The organism is Pseudomonadota bacterium, from assembly GCA_027624955.1.
Taxonomy (GTDB): domain Bacteria; phylum Pseudomonadota; class Alphaproteobacteria; order UBA828; family UBA828; genus PTKB01.
This window is the reverse complement of the sequence record JAQBTG010000047.1, coordinates 15,626-27,341: the sequence shown is the minus strand read 5'-3', so window position 1 is coordinate 27,341 and position 11,716 is coordinate 15,626. Positions and strand designations below refer to the sequence as shown.

Sequence of the window (11,716 nt, the reverse complement as noted above, 5' to 3'; positions counted from 1 at the left end):
ATCAATATTGTTGCTCATAGGCGCCAGTGGGGCGCAGCTCGCCGGGCATCACGAGTCAAATCGGCGACCCGCCGGCGTCGCGTCCTTTGAAATCCACATGGCTAATTATCTAAACGGATTTTGGCTCGGCATGATTAATCAGATTCGCTTTATACCGTGCCGTTGAACCTGTGCCCGGTACACCCAGCCCAGTTTATTTTTCTCTGAAAGCGCGGTTAAAACTGCTCGAAATTGGGCTGATAATCGCTTCAAGTGCCGTGCGCTCACCTGTTGCAATCATGACCTCAGCCTGCATGCCGGATTGAAGCTCCGCGCCCTGCAGCGCTGCGAGAATATCCTTCTCCTCCAAATGTATCCGCGCGAGGTAATAAACGGCACCAGTACGTTCATCCGTAAGCCTGTCCGCAGATACGTAGTTTACGATTCCAGGAATCGGCGCAATGTTTCTTTGGCTGAATGCAGAAATTCTTACTTGCGCCTCCAATCCGATGCGTACGACATCAATGTCGCTGGGATCGATGCGCGCCTCGATAACCAGTGGATCATCACTTGGGACGATATCCAGTAGTGGCGCCCCCGAGGCCATGACGCCGCCGGGTGTGTGCACCTGCAAATTTACAATGGTTCCGCCAATCGGTGCCCGAACTTCCGTCCGAGCTAACTTGTCTTTGTTCGCGCGAATTCTATCTGCTAGATCTGATAATTCAGCTTGAATTTCACTGAGTTGTTGAACCACTTCGTTAACGATTGCGGTCTTCAACTCCGAGATGCGCAGATTGGCCTCAGAAATACTCTGCTTGGACCGAGCAATGCCCGCCAAGTTTTGACTCCGCCGGCCTTCAAGTGCCGCAGCCTCGCGTTCCAACGCTAACAAACGCGGGCGTCTGGCCAAGCCAAACGCCACCAATTTGCGAACATCTTCGCTCTCTTCGGCAATCAAATTGAGTTGCACATCCTCGGACTTTATCTGCACTTCAAGGCCGATAATCTCCTCACCGAATTGCGCAATAGTTTGACCCAGTATGAGAGTTTGGTGGTTCAAGAATTCTTGCCGTGAAACGAATATATTTACCTGTCCAGAAACGGTTTCGATGATTTCCGGCTCAACGAGGCGATCTAACAACCAGTCTGGAAAAGTGATATCCGTCCGACCATCACGTCCCGCGATCAGGCGTGCTTCAACCGCGCTCGCCGTAACATATCGCCCTTGCAAAAATTCGAGCTCAGCGCGGAACTGAATTTCCGCTAGCCGTATCAGCACCTGCCCGGCAGCTACAACGTCGCCATCCCGCACCAGAATATCGCCGATGATACCGCCCTCTAAGTGCTGAATTGTTTTCAGCTTGGTGTCGGTCGTGACTTCGCCAGGCGCGATCGGGGCACTTTCCAGGGGCGCCAATGCCGCCCAACCTCCTAGGGTGCCAAAAAATAGGGCGATGATGATGCAGCCGATGATAATGGGAAAACGCAGTGCGATGCGTCCCTTGGAGAAGGATACCTCCTCGCCAGGATTTGCGTTGATTGAGCTTGGCATCGATAAAATTCCTCAGCCCGCGCGGGGCGCCGACTCTTGGTCGCGGGGCGCCGCTACGGCGGATAGAATTTCGTCGCGCGCTCCGAACGCTTGCATTGCGCCGTCACGCAGGACAAGCACCTTGTCCATATATCGTAGGATGCTCGGCCTGTGTGCAATCACGACCATTGTCACCTTGTTTTCGCTCAGCGCTCTCAGCGCATCGATAAGAGCGGCTTCACCTTCACTGTCCAAACTGGCATTTGGCTCATCCAAAATGATCAGCTTGGGGTCTCCGTAAAGCGCCCTGGCAAGTGCGATGCGTTGCCTTTCACCGCCAGATAAGGCCGCGCCGCCTTTTCCGATTTCCGTTTCATATCCCTTGGGGAAGCGCATGATCAGCTCGTGTACGCCAGATAATTTGGCGGCCTTGATGATCTGGTCGTTGTCTCCTTCGCCCATGCGCGCGATGTTCTCGCGGACTGTGCCGCCAAATAATTCGATATCTTGTGGCAGATAGCCGACATGCTGCCCCCTATATACGGAAGCCCATTGCGCCAAATCCATGCCGTCTAGGCGCGCATGTCCAGCGCGCGGCACGAGACTGCCAACTAGAAGTCTTGCGAGCGTCGTTTTCCCCGAGGCCGAAGGTCCGATCAAGCCAAGCGCTTCACCGGCCTTCAATTCAAACGTAATACCGCGAATCACCGGGTGGAGGCTCCCGGGTGCACATAGGCCAAACCCTCAGTGCTGATATTACCGGCGGGAGGCGGAAGCGGCATGGTTGCCGGATTGGCCGGCAAGCTGGCCAAAAGATTCTTCACGCGCTTAAACGCATCGCGCGCTGATGTTGCCGAGCGCCACGTGCCGATGGCCTGCTCGACGGGCGCCAGGGCGCGGGCCATGAGAATTGACCCAGCGATCATGACTCCGGGCGTGATCGCGCCTTGCAACGCCAGCCGCGCTCCGGCTCCCAGCATGCTGATTTGCAGCAGAAGGCGAATAATTTTTGAGGCCGAGGTGAAGGCGCCGCTGCGGTTACTGGCTAGGGCTGCAAGGCTATGGTTTCGGAATTTTTCTGTTGCCAACGGCAGCTCAAGTTTGGCGCCATACCCATGGCCAATATAGTATCCGCATTGTTTGCGGCAGCCTCAGCCTGTTGCCGCGAATGAATTGACGCGCCGGCAGAGCGGGCCAGCAACTTGCGTGTTGCCAGCTCGTTGACCAACGCAAGGGCAAATAAAATGCTGGCTCCGACTAGCGATACGCACCCCAGCAAGGGATGCAGCAGAAAGACGATAACAATAAAAATTGGAGTCCACGGCGCATCCATCATGGGGAAAATCCCAACACCCGTCAGAAAGCTGCGCACAGTTGAAACGTCCCGCAGCCCTTGAGCCGAGGGCTCTCGTCCCACGATCGCCTGCTCGATTCCTGCCGCCAGTACGCTGCCGCTGATACTTCGGTCGATCCAAGTGCCGATCCATACCAGGATGCGCCCGCGCACAACCATCAGCCCCGCCATGGCGAGCAGACCCAGGACTGTGATGATCGTCAATACCATGAGCGTGTCTGTGCTGCGGCTGCCGAGCACACGATCAAATAACTGCAGCATGTAGAGCGGCGTGACGAGCATCAGCAGATTGATGAACAGGCTGAATAGGGCAACCGCGATAAATCCACTTCGGCAAGCCGCAAACGCGTCTCGAAGCTCCTCGCGGGCAGGCCCCCTCACGCTTTCGCCTCCGTCGACCCAACAATATTCGAAACTTGCCGAACCGGGGCATTGCTCGACATCACGTGGAGCGGTCGCAGTTGATTGTTGTTCTGCACCGATTTGACCCGTCGGGACTCACTCATAAAAGAAAATCGTCCTGGTTCAGATCACCGACATTGACGCCGAGGAGGGTGATTGAATAGCCGTTGCCCAGATCGATCACAGTATTGCTTGCCACCTGGCTAACGATGCTCTGCACATCGTCGAAGTCATTAACCGCCGATGATCCCGTCAGGTCGATAACGTCGTCCGTGCCGGCGCCGGCGTTGAATATCGAGATTCGAGCCGCGCTGTCGCCATCCTTGAACACGAACAGATCATCGCCACGTTCGCCTTTCAAAAAGTCGTTGCCCGTGCCACCGTTGAGGATGTCGTCGCCCGATCTCCCGATCAGATTGTCGTCCCCGGCGCCGCCAAAAAGCCGATCCTCATCCGAGCCTCTGCCACCGGTCGGGAAGTCCTCGCCGTCGCCGCCAGCAATCCAATCGCCGCCCCGGCCACCATCCAGTCATTGCCATCGCTCGAGCTCACCCCGAGGTGCAGTTCATGGACGGTACCCGGCGCCGAGCTGAACGACAGCTCTTCCACCGCCTGGCCACCAAGCATATCTGCCACGCGTACCGAGCCACCATCTGCGAAGCTAAAGATCAAGTCGTTCCCGGCGCTCTCGAATGACGTGATGTCCGCTTCCTGGCCAAGGACAAGCCGGTCAACGCCAGCGCTGTCCATAATCTTGTCATTGCCACCGCCAAGACCGTAAATATAGGTATCGCCGCCGCCGTCGCCGGATAGCGTCTCGTCCAGCGCCGTGCCAACCAGCGTATCGCTCCCAGGGGTGCCCGAGATCACCGACGAGATGTCCTCAGTGGTGACTGTCAACGCCACAACCGCGCCAGACCGCCATCGGTAACTTGGACCGTCAGCGCGTAGCTCGACAGCGCCTCAAAATCGAGCCCGCCTTGAACCGTGATCACCCCGTCCGTATCAATCGCAAAGGCGCCGTCTTGATTTCCTGATGTGATCGCGTAGCTCAGCGCATCGCCCGCATCCGGGTCGCTTGCCGCAACCGTCCCCACGGCCGTGCCTGCGGCCGAGTTCTCCGCCACCTAGAAATCCTGGTCGCCGACCGTCGGCGCTGCGTTAACGCCGGGTATTTGAAAATCGCTCAACTGCGCATAGTTGGAGACGTTCAGCATCGTCGCGCCACCGTCAAACTCGATCATGTCGATGCGTTACGCGCCGCCAACCGTGAAGAAGTCGGACACGCTGACCGCTCCCCCCCCCCCATGTGTCTCGGAGAGCGTTATGGTCAAATCATTGCTGCTTTGAGTAAAGCCAACATCGCTCAGCCCGATGCCGCCAACGAATTGCAGAATATCGGTACTCGAGGCGCTGTCGCTTACTGAGATTGTATCGCTGGCCTCGCCCGCGCCGACGACGAATCTATTTGCGCCGCTCCCGGCGTCGAAATAATTGTTGCCGCCACCGCCGGAGAGAATGTCGTCGCCACTCCCGCCCACAAGATAATCGCTGCCGTCGCCACCGGAGAGGACGTCGTCACCGCGCCCGCCATGAAGGCTGTTGTCAGCGGAATTGCCCGTCAGCAGATCGTTGCCATCGCCGGCATAGACGTTCTCAATCACGGTTCCGGACGCAATCACCAAACTATTCCCGGCGAGCGTGCCGTTTGCGCCTGGATTGAGGTCGATGATTGAATCCGAGGTAACCGCAGCAGCATTTAACGTGTCGATGCCTTCGGAATTGCTCAGGACCCGGCAGGCGTCGTCGCCGGCGCCGGTAAACGCGCCGAACTCGTCTGTGTAGACATAGGTGTCATCGGTGGTCAGTGAATCCCCCAACAAACGCAGCGTCCAATTGTTAAGAACGCCCGAATCGCCACCGACAAGATCAGTGACCGCCAGCGTCCAGGTTTCGGCGCCGACTTCGCCCCAGTGATGCGTGCTGGTAAGTGTAAAATCGATATCGTCTTGGGACGCGCCCCACAAACTGACGCCGCTCACTCCCGGCCGATTTACCAACACGCTCGTGGTTTCGTCGGGGGACGTGAGCGTAATAATGATATCGCCAAGCCATGTGTGGGTGAGATCGAGATCGACTTCGATGTGATCAATTCGAATACCGGAGGAGAATGTGATCGTATCGGTGATCGTTGCATTGTCCAGTATGACGAGCGACGGCGCAGAGCTGGCGCTGATCGAAGCCAAATTCGCTTGGGTGCTCGTTAAATCCCATGTCTCGGCCAATCTGACCGCCGAATAGGCGTCAATCAGGCCATAGCCATAATCATGACTGACGTGGGGTCCGTCGCCATTCCAGTTTGTGGCGCCGTTTACATCTCAGCCCGGTGAGCTTGAATCAGTCTGGCGCGCTGAGTAGGCCAAAATTTCCTGAACATCCCGATATCCAAGATCGGGATTGGCCTCAAGCATGAGCGCCACCAAGCCGCTCGTGATCGGAGCCGAAAACGACGTGCCGTTGATGCTGACATAATCGCCCGAGACGTAGCCGTCAGTACCGGTCCGGTCGGTGGTGACAATGCCGACTCCCGGCGCCGATATCAGAACCGGCGCACCTGGCGTGCTGAAGGCCGCTACCTGACCATTATGATCGAGCGCTGCAACGGCGATGGTGTGAGGCGTATTCTGGAAACTGTGGTAGTTCGCGTCCTGCCCGATTTCCCGGCCATTGCCGGCGGCAAACACGAAGACAGTGCCCAGCCCATCGCGGCCTTCCGTTACGGCGTTGAGGATCGCATCGGCTGCAGGTTGGAATTCAGCCGTGGAGAAATCGTCGCCGAAGAAGCCGCCATATCCCCAGCTGTTATTGGATATGTCGACATTGGCTTGAAGCGTCAGATTTTCGACAATTTGGCCGGTATTGCCGTCATTTCCATAGCCCATGCGGAAACCGGCAATTGTGGCGCCAAACGCCACGCCAGTTCCGCCGATGCCGTTATCGGCTGCGCCCGCTATGGTGCCGGCGACTGTGGTGCCATGATTGTCGCCTGAGGTGCCGGGGGCTGCGTCGCCGTCACCATCGCGCGCATCATGATCAAGTGCCGTGGCGTAGTTGGCGCTGATATCTGGATGGCCATGCTGCACGCCGTCATCGATAATCCCGATGATGACGCCGGTCCCGGTATAGTCGTCTCATACATCGGTAACGTTGATGTCGATGCCCGGCGTTCCGCCGCTTGCACCGGTATTGAGCAGATGCCACTGCTGATCGAACATCGGGTCGACCGGTATGAGGGTCTCAATCGGTCCGCTCGAAGCAACGCCGGAAAAAGACGTCGCGAGCGTCAGGGATTCACCCCGCGATGCGTTACCGCCTTTCAGGTAGTCGCGCCTCATTACACTGTCTCACCGCCACGCCTGTATCTATATTTTATGGTTCCCTCAGAGCGACATTTTCTCGATATGTTCGCCCAACCATCCAATAGATTAGCATTTCTAGTAACCAATGACGAATACGGCAGCAATTGGCCGCGAAGGGAGCATCCGCCTCCGTACTTATGTCACTGATATGGTTAACATTTCATTATTTCGGGCGTATTGGGAAACTTACCTTACCGGCACGGGAAAACAGGCCTAATTCTATTCAGAAGCAGCAGTCAATGAGGCCGCAAGTTCCGCCAGGTCTGCTACGACCATATCGGCCTGATGAGGGGTTTCGACAAATGGGCGTTTGTGCCGATCAATAAAGGCTGTCCGCATGCCATATGATTTGGCGCCAATGCAGTCGAACACATGGCTGGCAACAAACAAGCAGCTGGAGCGTTCTTCAGCGACCAGCACTTCCGCCGATTCATAGGTCTTCCAGTGAGGTTTAAAATAACCTGCCTCCTGGACGGAGATAAGTTGATCGAACGCGAATCCGATATGAGGCTTCGCGGCTTCCAACATATCGCGGTCGCCATTGGATAAAATCGCCAGCTTGAAGCCGCCTTCACGCAGAACCCCCAATGCTTCGACGGTTTCGGGAAACGGTTTCAGCACCTCGATCTGGCCAACCAGCCAGCGAACGTCGTCCTGTGAGTACAAGATTTCGCATCGGTCCATGACGTAGGACACGGCGCGGTGGCCGATTTGCCGATACGGCGTATGACCTCGGTCACAAAGCGCATCGATCATCGAATTCTCGAAATGCGCGCGCCGCCACCAAGTGACAAAGCGATGTGGCTCTCCCGCCCACCCCTTTTTCTTCAGGAATGGCGTGGCCGCCTCGGTGAGGCCCTTCTGCATATCGACAATGGTCCCGTACAGGTCGAAAACCAGTACTTTGGTCTCGCGGGCAAGTGTTTCTATTTCGTCCATCGCGCCAGACCTTTCCCTGCTATCGATGCCAAGCCGGCAAGTGACAAACATGCTTCACATCCATCGATGCTTTCTCCATGAATTTACCAGGCGGGCGAAGACATTGAGAATGTCGATATGTCTCGCACTGATCGCTCGGGATCACCCGGTCATCAAATTTTTCCCCGGCGTATTGCCGCGGGGCTAGGCGCTTTACTCGGCAGCGTGATCTCTCAGTCGTGCGCCGCGCCCTGCTTGGCGCGCAGCCTATCGCTGCTTTTTACATCGAGCCCACCGTCAGGTGAGATTTGTACGCCGTAATCCTGCTTGGCACGCGCAATGCTCACCAAGCCGTCGCGCACATCCTCTTCGACCCGTTCCGGGTCGCGCTTGAAGGGGTCGCCGTAACCGGCGCCGCCGGGAAGCGTCAATTGTAAACGGTCGTGCGGCGGGATGCTCTGCTGGCCCTTGGAGCGCAGTGAGTTCCCCGAGGCCAGTCCGACTTTTCCTGCGGCGCCGTTGCCACCGCCTTCGCGCCCGCGTGCGGGATGGTCCACGCGCTCAAACTGCGCCAGTACGCTGAACGGCACGCCGTTAGCGCCGCCGATCTCCATCTCCTGCCCGAGTCCGCCGCGCTCGCTCCCAGCGCCGCCAGAATCCTCGGCCATCTCCTTGCGCCAGACGATTATCGGAGCAACTGTTTCGGTCGCTTCCACCGGCATGGTTCGTACGCCGCTCGGAAAGGCCGTGGTTGAGAGACCGTCGAGCGCAGGCCGTGCTCCGGCGCCGCCAGAGTTGAAAAGTGCGACTTCGAACGGTGGAGTCTCGACCATGGCATTTTGCCGTGAATCCCTGTCGAGGGCCCCGGCACCGCCGCGCAATTGCACGATCCAGAGCGAAGACGCACCCTCCGCCGGCACCTGATTCGGCGCCGCCTGATGCAGGCAGCCAAACACAGTGTCGGGCAACAGGTGGCCGATGATATGACGCGACGCCACCGGCCAGGGGCGTGGCGCGTTTAGGATCGAACCCTCCGGAGCGCTCACCGTGATGGTCGAAAGCGAGCCAGCATTGTTGGGGACGTCTTTGGCAACGATGCATTTCACGCCGAAGCTGGTATAGGCGATCGTGTAGTTGAGCACGACATTGATGCCGTAATTACTGACCGGCGAAGAGCCAGCAAAATCCACATGTACGCCGTTTTCGCTGATCGTCATGGCGGCGACCAGTTCGACGGGCTCATCATAGCCGTCCATGGTGAGGCGGTTGTGATAGGTGCCGGCGGGCAGTTTACGGATGCCGGCCAGCGCGGCGTCACGCGACCGCGTGAGAATGTCGTCAGCAAGGTCGTCCAGAGACTCCAGCGAAAACTCGGTCATCATACCGAGAAGCCTGCGGGCACCTGCGTGATTGCAGGAGATCAGCGAGAGAATATCGCCCTCCACCTGGAGCGGCTCGCGCACATTCCAGCGCACCATCTCCATCAGGTCTTCGTTGATCACCCCAGCGCGTACCAGCGGCATGATCGGGATATAGAGCCCTTCTTCGAACACGGCGCGCCCGTCGGGGCCGAAGCCGCGCCCGCCGATGTCGACCACATGGGCGGTGCTGGCGAAGGAGCCGACCGGCCGGCCGTCTTTGAACACTGGCGTCACAACCGTGAGGTCGTGCAAATGGCCGCAGGTCAGCCATGGGTCGTTGGTGATATAGGCATCGCCTTCGCGCATCTCTGCCATCGGGTATTTGTCGAGGAAATGTTTGACCGCGATGGCCATGGAATTGACGTGACCCGGTGTGCCGGTGACGGCCTGGGCAAGCATCCGCCCCTCGACGTCGAAAACGCCGGCGGAAAGATCGCCGGCCTCGCGCACGGTGGTGCTGAAGGCGGTGCGCAATAGTGTTTGTGCCTGCTCCTCGACGACCGAAATCAGCCGGTTCCACATAATCTGGCTTCGAATGCGCTTGAGCGCGCCGGCTTCCCCGCTCATGACGACAGCTCCCTGTTTTTACGTTCCAGTACAATATAACCCAGCGCATTCATCGTGGCGTCGAATGTTGGGCTGACCACCGTTGACGTGTCATCCTCGACAATAATGGCGGGCCCACTCACGCGGCTGCCGGGTTGCAGGTCGTCGCGCCGATAGGCCGGCGCCTCGACATACTGGCCGGTGCCGGCATCGAGCAAGCGGCGGCTGGCATAGGGCGCAGGCGCCGGCTTTTCGCTCACTGCGCCGGCCAGCCCTGGCGCGTCGGTAACCGCGCTGACTTCAACCACCCAACTCACCAGTTCCAGGTCGAGATTGGCAATGATGCGGCCATAAGTTTTTTCATAGGCCGCTTCGAACGCCCGGCGGATGAAAGTTCCATCGCCCGATTCCCAGTCGCGCGCCGGCAATTCCACCGCCACCTCGTGACCTTGGCCGAGATAGCGCATGAAAGCGGTTCGCTTTTCAGTCGTATCGGCACCGGGCGCACCGCGCCGCACCACTTCCAAGGCCTCGGCCTGCATGGCAGTGAGCACTTCATTGGCGGCTTCCGCGTCGAAGCCGCTGATTTTCTGGTAGGCGCTACGCACCACCTGATAGGCCACCGGCGCGCGGAGAAATCCGACCGCCGAACCGACCGCCGCGTTGGTCGGAATGAGCACCCGGTCAATATCAAGCTTTTCCGCCAGGCGCGCTGCATGCAAAGGCGCGGCGCCGCCAAACGCGATCATGGTGCGCCCCGAGAGCGACGCGCCGATCTCAATGGCGTGCACCCGCGCCGCGCTTGCCATGTTTTCGTCCACCATCTCGCTGATGCCGAGCGCTGCCATATCGGGTGCGAGCGACAAGGCGGCGCCGACATCGCGCGTAAGCGCGGCGTCGGCCAATTTCGCGTCGAGAGTGAGCCGGCCGCCGGCGAAGGCTTCTGGATCAATTCGCCCAAGAGCGACGTCCGCATCGGTCACGGCGGGGGCTTCGCCGCCCCGGCCGTAGCACGCCGGGCCGGGCTCCGCGCCCGCACTTTCGGGGCCGACGGTAATGCGCCCGAGCGCATCGACATGTGCTAGCGAGCCGCCGCCGGCGCCGATTTCCACCATCTGAATTACTGGGATTCTGAGCGGCAGCCCGCTTCCTTTCAAAAACCGGTGCGCTCGCGCGACCTCGAAGGAGCGCTCGGCATGCGGCTTTGAATCGTTGATCACACAGATCTTGGCCGTGGTCCCGCCCATGTCGAACGAAAGTACTTGCGATAGACCGCACTCGGCAGCGGTGTAGCTGGAAAATATGGCGCCGCCTACCGGTCCCGATTCGACCAGGCGGATGGGAAACCGGATGCCGGTTTCAATATCCGCGACGCCGCCGCCCGAAAGCATGACGAAGAGCGGGCAACCAAAGCCTTGTTTCTTTAGTCCGGATTCCAGCCGACGCAGATATCGCGCCATGATCGGCTGCACATAAGCATTGGCGCAGGCCGTCGAGAAGCGCTCATATTCGCGCATTTCCGGTGCCACGGCGCTCGACAGGGTGAAGGTCACGTCTGGGAGGGCAGCGGAAAGAATTTCATGCGCGCGGCGCTCGTGCACCGGATTTACGTAACTATGCAAAAAGCCGATAGCGATACTCTCGACGAGAAGTTCCTTCAGCGGCTCCGCAAGGGCTTTGACCGCCGCCTCGTCGAGCGCCAAGATGACCTCTCCGGCAGCGTTTAGCCGTTCGGCGACAACAAAGCGCCGCCGCCGGGGGACCAGCGGCAGCGGCTTTTCCATGTTGATGTCATATTGCTCAAAACGGCTTTCCGATCCCATTTCCACGCTGTCACGGAAACCTTCCGTCGTCACCAGCGCGGTGGTCACGCCTTTGCGCTCGATCAGGGCGTTGGTCGCGAGCGTTGTGCCGTGAATGATGAGGGATACGTCATCCGGCGTGACGCCGGAATCGGCCAGCACACCGCGGATGCCTGCCGCCACGCCCTCTTCGGGTGCGCGCGGCGTGGTCAAAACTTTGGCGGTATGGCGCATCTGACCTTTTTCCAGCACCACGTCTGTGAAGGTGCCGCCGATATCCACTCCGATACGGGCGGTTAAATCTTGTTGCTGCAGCATGCTATAATTTCCATGAATGAATC

Annotated in this window: 13 protein-coding genes; all 13 read right to left on the bottom strand. The window is 58.7% G+C overall.

The features are described from left to right. Positions 1 to 193 precede the first annotated feature (193 nt). The gene (locus O3A94_15200) at positions 194 to 1,534 is read right to left on the bottom strand and encodes an HlyD family type I secretion periplasmic adaptor subunit (GenBank protein ID MDA1357599.1); all 1,341 of its coding nucleotides are present in this window, start codon (positions 1,532 to 1,534) and stop codon (positions 194 to 196) included. A 12-nt stretch (positions 1,535 to 1,546) separates the two neighbouring features. Then, positions 1,547 to 2,221, bottom strand: a complete 675-nt coding sequence (locus tag O3A94_15195) for an ATP-binding cassette domain-containing protein (GenBank protein ID MDA1357598.1) — start codon at positions 2,219 to 2,221, stop codon at positions 1,547 to 1,549. Continuing rightward, positions 2,218 to 2,493: a hypothetical protein gene (locus O3A94_15190; GenBank protein ID MDA1357597.1), complete on the bottom strand. Its 276-nt coding sequence runs from the start codon at positions 2,491 to 2,493 to the stop codon at positions 2,218 to 2,220. Before O3A94_15190 ends, O3A94_15195 begins: the two co-directional genes overlap by 4 nt. 65 nt (positions 2,494 to 2,558) lie before the next feature. Continuing rightward, on the bottom strand, positions 2,559 to 3,248 hold the full coding sequence (locus tag O3A94_15185; protein MDA1357596.1) for a hypothetical protein: 690 nt from the start codon (positions 3,246 to 3,248) through the stop codon (positions 2,559 to 2,561). A gap of 121 nt (positions 3,249 to 3,369) precedes the next feature. Next, positions 3,370 to 3,681 (bottom strand): hypothetical protein, encoded by a 312-nt coding sequence (locus O3A94_15180; GenBank protein ID MDA1357595.1) that lies wholly within the window; start codon positions 3,679 to 3,681, stop codon positions 3,370 to 3,372. Next, positions 3,681 to 4,175 carry a hypothetical protein gene (locus tag O3A94_15175; protein MDA1357594.1) on the bottom strand — a complete coding sequence of 165 codons (495 nt, stop codon included), beginning with the start codon at positions 4,173 to 4,175 and terminating at the stop codon, positions 3,681 to 3,683. Before O3A94_15175 ends, O3A94_15180 begins: the two co-directional genes overlap by 1 nt. Further along, positions 4,166 to 4,396: a cadherin repeat domain-containing protein gene (locus tag O3A94_15170; protein MDA1357593.1), complete on the bottom strand. Its 231-nt coding sequence runs from the start codon at positions 4,394 to 4,396 to the stop codon at positions 4,166 to 4,168. Before O3A94_15170 ends, O3A94_15175 begins: the two co-directional genes overlap by 10 nt. Positions 4,397 to 4,522: 126 nt before the next feature. Further along, positions 4,523 to 5,554: a proprotein convertase P-domain-containing protein gene (locus tag O3A94_15165; GenBank protein ID MDA1357592.1), complete on the bottom strand. Its 1,032-nt coding sequence runs from the start codon at positions 5,552 to 5,554 to the stop codon at positions 4,523 to 4,525. Positions 5,555 to 5,647: 93 nt separating this feature from the next. Then, positions 5,648 to 6,436 carry a S8 family serine peptidase gene (locus O3A94_15160; protein MDA1357591.1) on the bottom strand — a complete coding sequence of 263 codons (789 nt, stop codon included), beginning with the start codon at positions 6,434 to 6,436 and terminating at the stop codon, positions 5,648 to 5,650. A gap of 24 nt (positions 6,437 to 6,460) precedes the next feature. Continuing rightward, complete coding sequence (locus O3A94_15155; protein ID MDA1357590.1) at positions 6,461 to 6,664, bottom strand: hypothetical protein; 204 nt, start codon at positions 6,662 to 6,664, stop codon at positions 6,461 to 6,463. Between the two features lie 243 nt (positions 6,665 to 6,907). Further along, positions 6,908 to 7,627 (bottom strand): haloacid dehalogenase type II, encoded by a 720-nt coding sequence (locus tag O3A94_15150; GenBank protein ID MDA1357589.1) that lies wholly within the window; start codon positions 7,625 to 7,627, stop codon positions 6,908 to 6,910. A gap of 212 nt (positions 7,628 to 7,839) precedes the next feature. Next, complete coding sequence (locus tag O3A94_15145) at positions 7,840 to 9,594, bottom strand: hydantoinase B/oxoprolinase family protein (protein MDA1357588.1); 1,755 nt, start codon at positions 9,592 to 9,594, stop codon at positions 7,840 to 7,842. Then, the gene (locus O3A94_15140) at positions 9,591 to 11,693 is read right to left on the bottom strand and encodes a hydantoinase/oxoprolinase family protein (GenBank protein ID MDA1357587.1); all 2,103 of its coding nucleotides are present in this window, start codon (positions 11,691 to 11,693) and stop codon (positions 9,591 to 9,593) included. The genes O3A94_15145 and O3A94_15140 overlap by 4 nt, the downstream gene beginning before the upstream one ends. Between the last annotated feature and the right edge of the window lie 23 nt (positions 11,694 to 11,716).